We start from the raw sequence: 14,350 nt of genomic DNA, 5'->3' as shown, positions 1-14,350 counted from the left end.
GCTTCGATCAAGGAGGAATCCATGGCAATGACAGCTCTCGACCCGCGGGTCGCGCTGATCGTCATCGACATGCAACGTGGAATCGCGTTGCGCGACAATCTCGCACCGTACCCGGCGTCGGAAATCGTCGACCGCGCGGGGCAATTGGTCGACAGGTTCCATAAGTATGGCCACCTCGTGGTGATGGTCAACGTCGACGCCGTGCCTCCCGGCCGGACGGACCGCAACTCTGGATCGGCGAGGCCGCAATTGCCGACGGAGGGGACCGAGCTCATCGACGAATTCGCCCCCCAGCCAGACGATCTGGTGGTGACCAAACATTCGCGTAGCGCATTCGCGGGTACCGGTCTCCTCGAGGAGTTGCGTTCCAGGGGGGTCACCCAGGTCGCCGTCGTCGGGATCGCCAGTGGCGCAGGCGTCGAATCGACGGCGCGTGACGCACACGAAGCGGGGTTCAACGTGACGTTGCCGACCGATGCGATGACCGATTCCGACGGGGAGCGTCACGCGCACAGCGTGCGCGAGGTGTTCCCCCAGATCGCCGAGACAGGTTCGACCGCAGAGCTTCTCGAACTCCTCGACGCCACAGCTCAGTGAGTGCCGTGGCCACCGGCGACGCCGGTGTGGCACAGCGCAATCCCTTCGGCTGGAGATTCACCGGGCCACTGTTGATGGGGTCGACACTCAACCCGATCAACAGTTCCATGATCGCCACCGCGCTCGTCGGGATCGGCGTCGACTTCCATCGGGGTCCGGCCCAGACGACGATTCTGATCTCAGTGCTCTACCTGTGTAGCGCAGTGGCACAACCGACGATGGGCAAACTCGCGACGGTATTCGGTCCTCGTCGCGTCTTCGCCTCCGGGCTGGTCATCCTGCTGATCGCCGGTGTCATCGGTGCCGCCGCGCCGGCGTTCTGGTGTCTTCTGCTCTCCCGTGCGTTGATCGGCATCGGCACCTCTGCGGCGTATCCCACGGCCATGGCGCTCGTGCGGTCGCGAGCCGACTCCTTCGGCACCGGCGTGCCGAGCCGGATACTCGGCGGGTTCTCGATCGCCGCCCAGGTGATCGCCGTCATCGGTCTGCCCCTCGGCGGTGTACTGACCGGTGTGTTCGGCTGGCGCGCTGTGTTCTTCGTCAACATCCCCGTTGCACTGGTCACCATCGCGTGGGCGCTGCGCAGTATTCCCCGCGACGGGGCGGTCCATGTAGGTGGTGTCCGGGGTCTTGTCCGCGTCGTCGACGTCGTGGGGGTAGTGCTTTTCGCGGTGACCGTCGTTGTGACACTCGAGTTCTTGGCGCGCCTGCCAGAACCGCGGTGGTGGTTGCTCGTCATCGTCGCCGTATCGGGGCTGTTGCTGTTCCTCTGGGAACTACGTGCTGCACAACCGCTCATCGACGTACGGATGCTCGCGGCCAACTCCCCGTTGGTGCGCACCTACCTGCGCCAGATGCTGGCAGGGCTCGGCTCGTACACGGCGATGTACGGCATCAGCCAGTGGATGGAGCAGTCCGCGGGCTACACGGCCGCGCAGGTCGGCCTCATCCTCATCCCGTACTCCGCGCTCAGTGTCGTGTGTGCGCGGGTCAACTCGACGCACGGATGGGTGCGAATTCCGTTGATCCTCACAGGTTTCTGCTTTGTCGGCGCCGGTGTCGCCGCCGTGGCGATCCATCATTCCTCTGGGCTGTGGATCCTGCTCACGATGACCTTCCTGTTCGGCGTAGCCAACGGATTGAGCGGCTACGCCAACCAGGCGACGCTCTACACGCAGAGCCCGTCGGAGTCGATCGGCGTGGCGTCGGGTCTGTACAGAACGTTCATGTACTTCGGGGCGATCTTCTCGTCGAGCCTCATCGGTATCGCCTTCGGGGCCCGCGCCACCGACGGTGGACTACACGTCGCGGGCTGGGCGATCGTGGTCATCGGATCGGTGTTGATCGCCATGACGTTGGTGGATCGTCGGATTCCGAGAGCGGTGTCGGCAGACTGATGGTGCGGTCTCGCCGCAACGAGCGAGTGCCGAACGTCGTCGAGTTGAGCGAGGATGTGGGTCCAATCGAAGCATGTGGGTGCTGCAGCACCCACATCCTTCAGTTCGACACATATTCAAAGTCGGGTGGCAGGGACTGTCGTCGGCGAGGCGAGGGGGCAGCCCACCACTCACCGTCTGTCGAACATGTGTTCTATACTGGCTGAGTGGGCTGGAACCAGGGCCCGCCGACCTGGCGGGAGATGGAGCGAGTGCTGTCGGGGCGCTCGCCGAAAGGCGGTCGGCCGGGGGAGTTCTTCGGTCCCGAGCAACCCGGCGACGGCAGCGACAGCCCCGCCTGGTCACGCAAGCGGGGTGCCTACACCGCACCGGAGGTTGCACGCGAGCGCTCGTCGGTGCGCTACGCCGAACTGCACGCGCACAGTGCCTACAGCTTCCTCGACGGGGCGTCGATGCCCGAGGAGATGGTGGAGGAGGCGGCCCGGCTCGACCTGACCGGTCTGTCGATCACCGACCACGACGGTTTCTACGGCGTGGTCCGATTCGCCGAGGCCGCAAAGGAATTCGCGATGCCGACGGTGTTCGGTGCCGAACTCTCCCTGGAGCCCGACGTGACCCGGACCGGGGTGACCGATCCGGCCGGTGAGCATCTGCTGGTCCTCGCGCGTGACAGTGAGGGCTATCGGAGGTTGTCGCGAATCATTGCCGACGCCCACATGTCCGGTGGTGAGAAGGGGCTGCTGCGCTACGACGTCGACCGGCTGACCCGCGACGCAGGCCACTGGGTGATCCTGACGGGCTGTCGCAAGGGCGCGGTTCGCCGAGCGTTGGATCGGGCGGGTATCGGTGCTGCCGAGGCCGCTCTTGGCGGAGTGGTCGAGCGGTTCGGACGCGACGACGTCGTCGTCGAACTCACTGCTCAGGGCCTGCCCGACGATGACGAGCGCAATGCGGTACTCGCCGACCTCGCGCGACGATTCGGGCTGCCGACCGTCGCGACGTCGGGGGCACACTTCGCGGGGCCGCGCCGTCGACGCCTCGCGCTGGCGATGGCGGCGGTCCGTGCCCGCACCGACATCGAGACCATCGCGGGCTGGATGCCGGGGGTCGGCGGTGCGCATCTGCGCAGCGGCGACGAGATGATGCGCCTGCTGCCCGCGCATCCTGACGCCATCGCCGCCGCGGCAGACCTCGCCGACGACTGCGCATTCTCACTCGGATTGATCGCGCCGCAGTTGCCGCCGTTCGACGTGCCAGCCGGGCACACGGAGTCCAGTTGGCTACGGCATCTCACCATGACCCGCGCGCGACGCCGCTATGGGACACCAGCCCAACATCCGGCGGCCTACCGGCAGATCGAGCACGAGCTGGCGATCGTCGAAACGCTCACCTTCCCCGGCTATTTCCTCGTCGTCGCCGACATCGTCGACTTCTGTAAACGCAACGACATCCTGTGCCAAGGCCGGGGGAGCGCCGCCAACTCCGCGGTGTGTTACGCGTTGGGTATCACCAACGTCGACCCGGTGGCCAACGAGTTGCTGTTCGAGAGGTTCCTCTCACCTGAGCGTGACGGGCCACCGGACATCGACGTTGACATCGAATCGGACCGTCGTGAAGAGGCGATCCAGTACGTGTACCGACGGTATGGCCGCGAGTACAGCGCGCAGGTCGCCAACGTGATCACCTACCGGGGCCGATCGTCGGTGCGCGACATGGCGCGAGCGCTCGGCTACGCGAGTGGTCAGCAGGACGCCTGGAGCAAGATGCCCGATACCGCGCCCGACGACGTGCTTGATCTCGCAAGCGAGATCGCCAACATGCCAAGGCATCTCGGAATCCACTCCGGTGGGATGGTGATCTGTGATCGCCCCATTGCCGATGTCTGCCCGACGGAGTGGGCGCGGATGGAGAATCGCAGCGTGTTGCAGTGGGACAAAGATGACTGTGCCGCAATCGGTTTGGTCAAGTTCGATCTGCTCGGTCTCGGGATGCTCTCGGCGCTGCACTACGCGATCGATCTGGTCGCCGAACACAAGAACATCCATGTCGACCTCGCCAAACTCGACCTCTCTGAGCAGGCGGTGTACGAGATGCTCTGTCGCGCAGACTCTGTCGGGGTTTTTCAGGTGGAATCACGAGCGCAAATGGCAACCCTCCCGCGACTGAAGCCACGCTGCTTCTACGATCTCGTCGTCGAGGTCGCGCTGATCCGTCCGGGACCGATCCAGGGCGGATCGGTCCACCCGTTCATCCGCCGACGCAACGGCCAGGAGGAGCCGACCGTCGAACATCCGTCGATGTGGCCAGCGCTCAAGCGAACACTCGGCGTACCGCTGTTCCAGGAGCAGCTCATGCAGTTGGCCGTCGACGTCGCCGGATTCGACGCCGCCGAGGCGGATCAGCTCCGTCGTGCGATGGGGTCCAAGCGCTCGCCCGAACGCATGCAGCGGCTTCGTCGACGTTTCTACGAAGGTATGCAGCGCACCCACGGCATCACCGACGAGGTCGCTGACCGGATTTTCGAGAAAATGGCAGCCTTCGCCAATTTCGGTTTCCCCGAGAGTCATTCGCAGAGTTTTGCATCGTTGGTCTTCTACTCGTCGTGGTTCAAGCTGCACCATCCGGCGGCCTTCTGCGCGGCACTGCTGCGTGCGCAACCCATGGGCTTCTACTCGCCGCAGTCGCTGGTTGCCGATGCGCGCCGACACGGCGTCGACGTGCACCGGCCGCATATCAACGCGTCGCTGGCCGAGGCGACGTTGGAGAACGATGGGCTCGACGTGCGGCTCGGGTTGGCGTCGATACGCGGGGTCGGAGACGACGTCGCGGCGCGCATCGTCGAATCAAGAGGAGCCGACGGTCCGTATACGAGTATCACCGACCTGTCGCGGCGAGCCGATCTCAACCTCGCACACCTCGAGGGATTGGCGGGCGCGGGTGCGTTCGAGTGTTTCGGCATGAGTCGACGACAAGCGTTGTGGGAGGCGGGCGCGGCGGCCTCCGCGAGCGTCGAGCATCTCGAGTTGGAGTCATCTGCGCAGGTACCGACGCTGCCGGGATTGTCGGATGTTGAGCTGGCCGCCACCGATGCCTGGGCGACGGGGATCACGCCGTCGAACTATCTGACGCAGTTCCTGCGTCCGCGGTTGACTGCGATAGGTGTCCTGCCCGCAGAGGCGCTATTGTCTGTGCCGGATGGGTCACGTGTCATCGTCGGAGGGGCTGTCACCCACCGGCAGCGTCCGGCGACAGCATCCGGCGTGACGTTCATCAACCTCGAAGACGAGACCGGGATGGTCAACGTGGTGTGCTCGGTCGGGCTGTGGTCGCGGTATCGCGAGTTGGCACACTCGGCGTCGGCGCTGCTGGTACGCGGCAGAGTGCAGAATGCAGAGGGTGCGGTGACGGTGGTTGCAGATCGGTTGCAGCGGATGGATCTTCGAGTGGGTACCCGCTCGCGGGATTGGCACTGACGTGGGATTTGCAGTGATGTGAGATGTGCACCGATGTGAGATGTGCACTGACAACGGCGCGGAAAGCATTCGCGCACAACGACAGCGGGGAGAGGAACAGATGGCGAAACAGGTGATCGTCACGGCAAAACCGAGCAGTCGCAAGGGGCCGCTCGTCGAGACCGGGCCGGACGGTTCCATCACCATCTACGTGCGCGAGCCCGCCACCGAGGGTAAGGCGAACAAGGCGGTCGCCGAACTGCTCGCCAAGCACCTCGGCGTGCCGAAGTCCAAGGTGGCACTCATCGGGGGAGCGACCGCGCGCACCAAGCGTTTCCGCGTGGGCTAGGCGGGCTTTCCGTCGGGTTCTACTAAGCCCGCGCGCCTCCATCGAGTGGGCCCCGCACAGTGTCGACTGTGCGCTCCGTGGCGCCGACTGTGCGTCAGTCCCGTTCGTGCGCAGGTACTTTCGTCACACCGCGCCGTCGAATCCGTTCTGTCGCCACGCCTCGTATACGACGATGCTCGCGGCGTTCGCCAGGTTGTGTGAGCGTCGCCCGGCGAGCATCGGGATACGAAGCCGGTCGGTGATCTCGGGTTCGGCGAGTACCTCGTCGGGGAGTCCGGTGGGTTCCGGACCGAACAGCAGCACGTCGCCGGGTTGATAGTCGACGTCGGTGTGATATCGCGATGCATGCGCGGTGAATGCGAAGACGCGTTGCGGTTTCAGCTCGGTGAACGCTGTGACGAGGTTCGGGTGGACGGTCACGTTCGCCATCTCGTGGTAGTCGAGGCCTGCCCGTTTCACCTGAGCGTCGGACATCGAGAAACCGAGCGGCTCGATCAGATGGAGTTCGCTGCCGGTGTTGGCAGCCAGCCGGATCGCGTTACCCGTGTTGGGCGGGATGCACGGCTGATAGAACATGATGCGGAACATGGCGTCCATTGTGCAGAGCGTGATCCGACGCCTTGTCGGGGCGGTCGGCGCCCAGTCGGCTCAGAGGTCGTCGGGTCGGGTGTTGGCTCCGCACAGCAGCACGCAGAGCGTCGAGTCGGGGGCTGGCGTCACCAGCCCTGCGGCGACCGCTGCGACCGCGGTGGCGGTGCCGTGCTCGACGACGATGCGGAACCGTTCCCACAGCATTCGACGCGCGGCGATGATCTCGTCGTCGGAGACGACGACGCTCTCGACTGCCTTGTCGGCGATGGTCGACCAGCAGATGTCGCCGATCCTGGTGGCGCCCAACGAGTCCGCGGCGATGCTGTCGAGCTCGACCGACACCGGCCCACCCGCCTTCACCGCTTGATGCAGACTCGACGCTCCGGTGGGCTCCGCGCCGACGAGACGATCGCCGGGGCGCTGGGCAGCTGCGAGACCTCCGAGCAGTCCGCCGCCTCCCACGCATGCGACGACGGTCTGCGGCCCGGGAACGTCTGCGGCCAACTCGAGGGCGATGGTCCCGGCGCCCGCGACGATGTCGGGAAGGTCGTACGCGTGGAGCAGCAGCGCACCCGTCTTCGTGGCGAGCGCACCCGCGAACTCGGCCGCGTCGTGATACCTGGAGCCGTGTAGACGCACGTCGGCTCCCAGATCCCGCAGCGCCGTCACCTTCACCGGTGGCGCGTTCTCGGGTACGACGACGGTGCACCGCGTGCCGACGATCCGCGCCGCATGCGCTGCGCCGATCGCGGCGTTTCCGCCGGACGCCACCACCACTCCACTATCTGCGAGCTCTCCCGCGTCGCGTGCCGCGAGCACGGCATTCACGCTTCCGCGGGCTTTGAACGAGCCGCCGAGCTGCAGGTACTCCAGCTTGAAGACCACCGGAACACTTCCGCTGACCGTGTCGATCTCCGCGCGCAGCACCGGCGTGCGTCGAACGTGCGTCGCGATGCGGCCTCGCGCCCTCCTGACGTCGGCGATGGTGACCGGGCGGGCGGCGTTCGTGGGCATATGGCAGAACGGTACTCGGATGGGCGCAACGGATCGCGACCCCGACATCTGACACACGACACCTGCACACCTGACACCGAGCCTCGGACAGGATGGAACAATGGACGGGTGAGCGCGATACGACTCGACGGCAAGCTGACCCGCGACGAGATCTTCGCCGATCTCCGTGAACGCGTCGACAAGCTGCGGATGGCCGGCGTGATGCCGGGTCTCGGCACGATCCTCGTCGGCGACGATCCGGGATCGCAGTCCTACGTCAAGGGCAAGCACTCCGACTGCGCCAAGATCGGCATCGCGTCGATTCGTAAGGATCTACCCGCGGATGCCACCACCGAAGACCTCAACGCAGCCATCGACGAGCTCAACGCAGACCCCGGTTGCACCGGCTACATCGTGCAACTCCCGCTGCCGCGACATCTCGACGAGAACGCCGCGCTCGAGCGGATCGATCCCGCCAAGGACGCCGACGGTCTGCACCCGATCAACCTCGGACGACTCGTCCTCGGCAAGGAGTCGACGCTCCCATGCACACCGCGCGGCGTGATCCACCTGCTGCGGCGCTACGACATCCCGATCAATGGTGCCCGCGTCACCGTCGTCGGCCGTGGTGTGACGATCGGACGCCCGATCGGCCTGCTTCTCACTCGACGCAGTGAGAACGCGACCGTGACGCTGTGTCACACCGGAACCCGCGACCTCGCCGCAGAGATCAAGCGTGCCGACATCGTCGTGGCGGCGGCGGGTGTGCCGCATCTGGTGACCGGAGACATGGTCAAGCCGGGGGCAGCGGTCATCGATGTCGGCGTCAGCCGCACCGAGGACGGTCTGGTCGGCGACGTCGCTCCCGACGTGTGGGACGTCGCGGGATATGTGTCGCCGAATCCGGGCGGCGTCGGGCCACTGACGCGAGCGTTCCTGCTCGTCAATGTGGTCGAGCGTGCAGAGGCAGATCTCGCAGCCGGAGTGAGCGTCGCCGGAGATTCCGGACGGTGAACTCAGCGACGGATGCGCGGGTGCGACAGCTTCGCCATGCCCGTCGGGTCCGCGCCTACATCGCGCAGATTCCCTATCTGTTGGTGATGCTCGGCGTGATCGCCGGAGCGGCGCTGGTGTTGTTCGACCGTTGGCGACGTGGTTCGTTCGTTTTCGGAACGGCTCTGCTTCTCGGCGCATTCATGCGCGCGGTGTTGCCAACGTCACGAGTGGGATTACTGCAGGTCAGAGGTAGATTCTTCGACGTTATATCCCTTGCCAGCGTTGGATCCCTCATGCTATGGCTAGCTGCGTCAATAGATCCGTTGGGCACGGATTGATTACAATATGGAGCACGCTTCGGTAAAGTGTCCCGTGACGTGAGCTGATCTGGCACCTGTTGGATCGGCATCCGGGACCTCTGGATCGATTGAACCCAGGCGTGAGCGCACCGAGTGAGTCGTGGTGCGCTGCGGCTGTGCGTAGAGCGCGTCGCACTGAACGGCGAACGACGAACGGCGACAAACGGGCAGGCAACCAATCTCTTCGACGCTGGATAGACCACACGATCGCTCCACCCACGACGAGACGACGTCGATGGGTGTTTCCTTGGGTCAGGGCATGATCCACTTCGTCCTGCTCACGCGTGACGGCTCGGGTCGCGAACTCGTGGAGTCACGGGTGATCGACGTCGATCCCAGCGATGGTCACGACACCTCGGGCAGAGTCAACGCGGGCATCGACCTCATGCTCGACGCCGCGCGCGGCGCCGAACGACGCGTGGGGCCGATCGGTGTCGCGGCAGGCGGCGATCTCGGGCGTGAGCTCATCGGCTCGACGGGGTCGGGTCCACGCCGGCAGATCCACCTCGTCTCCGTTGAGGAGGCCGTGGTGGCCTGCTTGATCGAAACGGGCCAGATCGGGAGGTACCGGTCGGTGGTCGTCGTCGACTGCGGCGACAGCGGCACGACCTTTTACACCGTCGAGCCTTCGAGTGGAGCCATCGGCGACATCACACACTCACGCGCGCTGTCGGGTCGCGCGCTCGACGACGCGATCGTCCGCCAGGTGGTCGACGACGCAGGTGCCGTGAGTGGTTCGTTCTCGAACAAGCTCAGTCGCAACGCTTTGCGTAGTGCCGTCAGAACCGCCAAGGAGGAGTCGGGCGAGCACGGCACAGTCGACGCCGCCGGCCGGTTCCGCATCGGCGACGCAACGCTCGCCTCGGCGGTACGTCCATTTCTGAAAGACGCTCGCGAAGAGCTGAGCCGTTACCTCGCAACGCATTCGGCGTGCGCGGTGGTTCTCGTCGGTGGTCTGGCGAACCTGCCGACCATCGCCGACATGGTGCCCGAAGAGGATGCCGAAGGCGGACTCGTCGAGGTCGTCATCCCGACGAATCCGGAACAAATTGCAGCTGTGGGCGCCGCGATGCTCTCGTCCGAGCAGGCAACGGCGCCCAGTCGATTGGCCTTCATCGGAGGCGGGAGGCGCAGGGGAGTGCTCTCTCCGCTGCCGATTGCTGTTGCAGCCGTTGTCATTGCCGCAGCGATGTTCACGGTGTATGCGGTGGGTTCGACACTCACCGGCAACTCCACGGACATCCCGTCGCCCTCGAGTGCTCGCGTCGCGTCGATATCGACCGACTCCGACCAGTCCGACATCGTTCCCTCGGAGACGAGACAGGAACCGACACAACTCACCTCGACGTCGGCCGAAGCCCCGCGCACAGCGCGCGAGGACGACGGACCGGGTTGGGCGACAACGCAATTGCCTCCGACGACGCCGTCGCCGTCCACGCTGACACTCTCCGCGCGTCCGAGTACGCCGTCGACGACAACGCGGCCACCCAGCGCCGAGACCAGTCGTCCCACTTTGCCACTGCCGCCCGGAATCACGATTCCGCCCAAGCTGCTGCCGCCGGGGTTCGTTCCGCCGTCGGGGACGCCCGCTCCCGGTGTGGAGACGCCGACTCCCAGCCATCAGCAACCCTCTGCCGGGGCTGGTTCGAATGGTGGTGCGTCGCAGTCACATAACGATCGTGGTGCAGGAGTAGGTCAACTGACACCTCCGACCACGACGACCACGACGCCCGTTCCCGACGGACTGCTGCCGCCGCCATGACGTGTCCTGATCGTTCCGGTCAGTGACCTTCTTGCACCTGTTCTGCGTGCCGCGGTGAGGCCATGATCGATACATGGCAAACGCATTGATCGTCATCGACGTCCAGGAATCGTTTCGACAGCAGCCCTCGTGGGAGCAGATCTCGGATCCGGAGATCGCCATCAGAGTGGCGGAGCTCGTGGAGTCGGCGCGTGTTCGCGGCGACCAGGTGATCTGGGTGCTGCACTCCGCCCCGGGCAGCGAGGGACCGTTCGATCCGGAACGCGGATTGGTGCGGCTCGTTGACGACCTCGTGCCCCGCTCCGACGAGCCGGTGATCGTCAAGACAAGTCACAATGCCTTTACCACAACCAATCTCGGGCAATTGCTGATCCACTCAGGAATCGATACCGTGCGTCTCGCAGGAATCCGCACGGAGCAGTGCGTGGAGACCACGGCCCGGGTCGCGAGCGATCTCGGCTACTCCGTCGAGGTGGTGATCGATGCGACGGCGACGCATCCACTGCCGCTCGCCGATGGGTCAGGGGTGCTTGACGCCGCGACGGTGATCGAGCGGACAGCGGCGGCGCTGTCGGGTCGATTCGCACTCGTCACCACACTCGCGGAACTCGGCATGCCAGCATGAGAGCATGACTGTCGATCGCCGTAGGCGTCGTGTCCTGATCGTGCTGCCGCCACGAGTGCACCTACTCGACGCGGCGGGACCGATACAGGCGTTCGCATCGGCGAACGATCTCGGCGGTGACTACGAGATCTCGACGGTAGCCGACACCGCCACTGTCACTTCCCATCAGGGGATCGCGTTGGGTGCGTCGACGACGTGGCCGGAATTGTCGACGCGCGACCTCGTGATGGTTGTGGGAGGGAAGCTCGCGGCCGACGTGGCACCTCTCGCAGATCACCTCGTCCTGCGTGTCGCCGAACACCATCGAGCGAGCGGTTCTGTGGCGAGCGTGTGCGCTGGTGCATTGACGCTCGCGCAGGCGGGCGTTCTCGACGGATTATGTGCGACAACGCATCACGAGTTGCTCGACCGGCTTGCGCGGTTCCGCGGGGTCGAGGTGGCCCACGGGGTGCTCTACACGTGCACACCCCGGGTACACACCTCCGCAGGCATAGCGAGCGGAATCGATCTCTCGTTACATCTCATCGCGCACGATCACGGACCCGCATTTGCCGCGAGGGTCGCTCGGACCCTCGTCGTGCCCGCATGGAGGCCGGGTACTGCTGGGCAGGCGCCGTTCACGCTCATGCACCGTGATCATCTCGACGATCTTGTACACCGTGCTCAGGATGTCCTCGACCAGGTCGACGGCCCGCCACCCGATCTCGCGACGTTGGCGTCGACTCTTCATGTGGGGGCTCGAACACTGGTGCGGCACTTCGTGACAGCGACCGGGATGACTCCGCACGCCTACTCGGCGCAGGTGCGCCGTGAGGCGGCGAGCGAACTGGTGGCGCAGGGGTGGACACGAGAAGCTGCGGCGCGGGCGATCGGATACGCCGACGCCAGGTCGCTACGTGAGCGGGCACGCTGATCTATCAGCGGAGTACAACGGCAGCTGACGTCCTGACTTCAGCGACGCGCGAGATCGACTGTGCGCTTGAGTAGATCGCCGATGGCGTCGAATTCGGTGAGGAATCCGTCGTGGCCGTTGTCGGACTGAACCACCTGGAGGCCGCCGACGCAATTGCCGAGCTCTTCGGCGAGTTCGACCTGTAACCGCAAAGGGTACAGGCGATCCGAGTCGATACCGCCGACGATCACCGGAACGTTGCACGCGTTGAGTGCGGCCTTCACGCCACCGCGATCGCGCCCGACATCATGGTGGTTGAGTACTTCGCTGAGGATGACGTAGCTTCCCGGATCGAAACGCTCGACCAGTTTGCCCGCCTGGTGCTCGAGGTAGCTCTGCACTGCGTAGCGTCCGCCGGTGAGTGGATTCTCTTGGCCCTGAGCATCATTCGCGAAGCGTTCGTCGAGCTCCGGCTCGCTGCGGTAGGTCAGGTGCGCGATCCGACGAGCGATTCCCATTCCGGTCGTCGGCGCCTCGCCGGTGCCGTGATAGTCGCCGCCGTGCCACGCCGGATCGGACGTGATGGCTGCGATTTGCGTTGTCTGCGTACCGATCTGGTCGGCGGTCGCACGAGCGCCGACGGCTAGCACGAGTGCGCTTCGAACCCGTTCGGGGTACTCGATGATCCACTCGAGTGCGCGTGCGCCGCCCATCGAGCCGCCCACAACCGCGCCGATGCTCTCGATGCCCAGATGATCCATCAGTGCGACTTCGGCGCGGACCTGATCGAGCACGGTGAGTTGCGGGAAGCTCGAACCCCACGGTCGGCCGGTGGGGTCCAGCGATGCGGGCCCGGTCGATCCACGGCATCCGCCGAGCACGTTTGCCGAGATGACGCACCATTCGTCGGTGTCGACTGCCGCGCCGGGACCGATCAGACCGTCCCACCAGCCGGGGGATGGATGAGCAGCATCGGCGGGTCCGGTCACGTGTGAATCGCCGGTCAGGGCGTGCAGCGTGAGGATGACGTTGTCGCGAGCAGGCGACAGTTTTCCCCACCGCTGAAAGGCGAGGGTCACGTCGTCGATCTGCTCACCGTTGTCGAGTGAGATCGACCCGAGACGGGCGCTGAGCATCTGGCCGTCCGGGGCGTTCTCCCAGTCCGGCCGTTGCTCTGTATCCGTCTGCGGGTCGATGCTCACCGACACAGGTGTCCTCGCTCCTTGCTCTGCGTTGTCTACTTGGCTGCTTCGAAACCCCGGTCGAGGTCAGCGAGGATGTCGTCGATTCCCTCGATGCCCACCGCGAGGCGGACGAGGCCGGGGGTGACACCCGCGGCGAGTTGCTCCTCGGGGGTCAGCTGGCTGTGGGTGGTCGATGCGGGGTGGATCACCAGTGAGCGCACATCACCGATGTTGGCGACGTGGCTGTGCAGTGTGAGCGCCTCGACGAACCGCTTGCCCGCGTCGACGCCGCCTGCGATCTCGAACCCGATGACAGCGCCCTGCCCCTTCGGTGCGAGCTCCTGGCCGCGCTTGTACCAGGGCGACGACGACAGACCGGCGTAGTAGACCTCCTCGACCTGCGGGTTGTCGTTGAGGTATTCGGCGACGCGCTTCGCGTTGGCGACGTGACGCTCGACGCGCAGGCTCAAGGTCTCGAGACCCTGTGCGAGCAGGAACGCGTTGAACGGCGAGATTGCTGCGCCGGTGTCGCGGAGCAACTGCACGCGTGCCTTGAGTGCGTACGCGGGAGCGCCGAGATCGGCGAAGACCGCGCCGTGGTAGCTCGGGTCGGGCGTGGTGAAACCGGGGAAGAGGTCTTTGCCGTCGCGCTGGACACGCCAGTCGAAGGTGCCGCCGTCGATGATCACGCCGCCGATCGCGGTTCCGTGCCCACCGATGTATTTGGTGGCCGAGTGCACGACGATGTCGGCGCCGTGCGCGAGCGGGTTGAGCAGATACGGGGTGGCGACGGTGTTGTCGACGATGAGCGGCACGCCGATCTCGTGCGCGGTGTCGGCGACGGCGCGAATGTCGAGCACATTGATGGCGGGGTTGCCGATCGTCTCGGCGTAGAGGGCTTTCGTGTTCGGGCGTACCGCCTGGCGCCACTGCTCGGGGTCGTTCTCGTCGAGGATGAAGGTGACCTCGATGCCCGCCTTGGCGAGGGTGTACTTGAAGAGGTTGTAGGTGCCACCGTAGATCGAAGTCGACGACACGATGTGGTCACCGGCGCCCGCGATGTTCAAGATGGCCATGGTCTCGGCCGCCTGGCCACTCGAGACTGCGACGGCCGCGGTGGCGCCCTCGAGCGCCGCGACGCGCTCCTCGAGCA

The 14,350-nt window shown here is 65.5% G+C and carries 13 protein-coding genes; 9 read left to right on the top strand and 4 right to left on the bottom strand.

Features of this window, described 5'->3' with window-relative positions; translation table 11 throughout:
• The first annotated feature begins 21 nt into the window (after positions 1-21).
• From B3T59_RS23070 to B3T59_RS23055, 4 genes are all read left to right on the top strand, one after another.
• On the top strand, positions 22-597 hold the full coding sequence (locus B3T59_RS23070; RefSeq protein WP_064862274.1) for a cysteine hydrolase family protein: 576 nt from the start codon (positions 22-24) through the stop codon (positions 595-597).
• 5 nt (positions 598-602) lie between these two features.
• A complete protein-coding gene (locus tag B3T59_RS23065) occupies positions 603-1,994 on the top strand; it encodes an MFS transporter (protein ID WP_287005236.1) in 1,392 nt (463 codons plus the stop codon).
• Between the two features lie 206 nt (positions 1,995-2,200).
• On the top strand, positions 2,201-5,467 hold the full coding sequence (locus tag B3T59_RS23060) for an error-prone DNA polymerase (protein WP_287005235.1): 3,267 nt from the start codon (positions 2,201-2,203) through the stop codon (positions 5,465-5,467).
• A gap of 100 nt (positions 5,468-5,567) precedes the next feature.
• Positions 5,568-5,795, top strand: a complete 228-nt coding sequence (locus B3T59_RS23055; RefSeq protein ID WP_005207899.1) for a DUF167 domain-containing protein — start codon at positions 5,568-5,570, stop codon at positions 5,793-5,795.
• 123 nt (positions 5,796-5,918) lie between these two features.
• Here B3T59_RS23055 and B3T59_RS23050 read toward each other — a convergent pair whose 3' ends face one another.
• Both B3T59_RS23050 and B3T59_RS23045 read right to left on the bottom strand, forming a co-directional pair.
• Positions 5,919-6,383 (bottom strand): tRNA (cytidine(34)-2'-O)-methyltransferase, encoded by a 465-nt coding sequence (locus tag B3T59_RS23050; protein ID WP_064862286.1) that lies wholly within the window; start codon positions 6,381-6,383, stop codon positions 5,919-5,921.
• A gap of 60 nt (positions 6,384-6,443) precedes the next feature.
• Positions 6,444-7,400, bottom strand: coding sequence for a serine/threonine dehydratase (locus tag B3T59_RS23045; RefSeq protein WP_251723276.1), 957 nt, complete (start codon positions 7,398-7,400; stop codon positions 6,444-6,446).
• Between the two features lie 108 nt (positions 7,401-7,508).
• Between B3T59_RS23045 and B3T59_RS23040 the strand changes: the two genes are divergently transcribed.
• The 5 genes from B3T59_RS23040 (at position 7,509) to B3T59_RS23020 (ending at position 12,034) form a co-directional block, all read left to right on the top strand.
• Complete coding sequence (locus tag B3T59_RS23040) at positions 7,509-8,393, top strand: bifunctional methylenetetrahydrofolate dehydrogenase/methenyltetrahydrofolate cyclohydrolase (RefSeq protein ID WP_064862287.1); 885 nt, start codon at positions 7,509-7,511, stop codon at positions 8,391-8,393.
• Positions 8,390-8,713: a DUF3017 domain-containing protein gene (locus B3T59_RS23035; protein WP_064862276.1), complete on the top strand. Its 324-nt coding sequence runs from the start codon at positions 8,390-8,392 to the stop codon at positions 8,711-8,713. The genes B3T59_RS23040 and B3T59_RS23035 overlap by 4 nt, the downstream gene beginning before the upstream one ends.
• A gap of 256 nt (positions 8,714-8,969) precedes the next feature.
• Entirely contained in the window at positions 8,970-10,496 is a 1,527-nt protein-coding gene (locus B3T59_RS23030; protein WP_287005234.1) for a hypothetical protein, read from the top strand.
• Positions 10,497-10,569: 73 nt separating this feature from the next.
• Positions 10,570-11,121, top strand: coding sequence for an isochorismatase family protein (locus B3T59_RS23025; protein ID WP_005207893.1), 552 nt, complete (start codon positions 10,570-10,572; stop codon positions 11,119-11,121).
• 4 nt (positions 11,122-11,125) lie between these two features.
• A complete protein-coding gene (locus B3T59_RS23020; RefSeq protein WP_064861551.1) occupies positions 11,126-12,034 on the top strand; it encodes a GlxA family transcriptional regulator in 909 nt (302 codons plus the stop codon).
• Between the two features lie 38 nt (positions 12,035-12,072).
• Here the strand turns inward: B3T59_RS23020 and metX are convergent, their stop codons facing one another.
• Entirely contained in the window at positions 12,073-13,221 is a 1,149-nt protein-coding gene (gene metX, locus B3T59_RS23015; protein WP_064861552.1) for a homoserine O-acetyltransferase MetX, read from the bottom strand.
• Between the two features lie 29 nt (positions 13,222-13,250).
• Positions 13,251-14,350: O-acetylhomoserine aminocarboxypropyltransferase/cysteine synthase family protein (locus B3T59_RS23010; RefSeq protein ID WP_287005233.1), on the bottom strand; the 1,100-nt coding region annotated here is incomplete at its 5' end.

This window comes from Gordonia sp. UBA7860, from assembly GCF_002500165.1.
GTDB classification, from domain to species: domain Bacteria; phylum Actinomycetota; class Actinomycetes; order Mycobacteriales; family Mycobacteriaceae; genus Gordonia; species Gordonia sputi.
This window is presented reverse-complemented; position numbering and strand designations above follow the sequence as displayed.

Excerpts from the sequence above, each read along its gene's own strand:
- B3T59_RS23070 (WP_064862274.1), top strand. The coding sequence starts at position 22 with ATGGCAATGACAGCTCTCGACCCGCGGGTCGCGCTGATCGTCATCGAC.
- B3T59_RS23055 (WP_005207899.1), top strand. The coding sequence starts at position 5,568 with ATGGCGAAACAGGTGATCGTCACGGCAAAACCGAGCAGTCGCAAGGGG.
- B3T59_RS23050 (WP_064862286.1), bottom strand. The coding sequence starts at position 6,383 with ATGTTCCGCATCATGTTCTATCAGCCGTGCATCCCGCCCAACACGGGT.
- B3T59_RS23045 (WP_251723276.1), bottom strand. The coding sequence starts at position 7,400 with ATGCCCACGAACGCCGCCCGCCCGGTCACCATCGCCGACGTCAGGAGG.
- B3T59_RS23030 (WP_287005234.1), top strand. The coding sequence starts at position 8,970 with ATGGGTGTTTCCTTGGGTCAGGGCATGATCCACTTCGTCCTGCTCACG.
- B3T59_RS23025 (WP_005207893.1), top strand. The coding sequence starts at position 10,570 with ATGGCAAACGCATTGATCGTCATCGACGTCCAGGAATCGTTTCGACAG.
- B3T59_RS23020 (WP_064861551.1), top strand. The coding sequence starts at position 11,126 with ATGACTGTCGATCGCCGTAGGCGTCGTGTCCTGATCGTGCTGCCGCCA.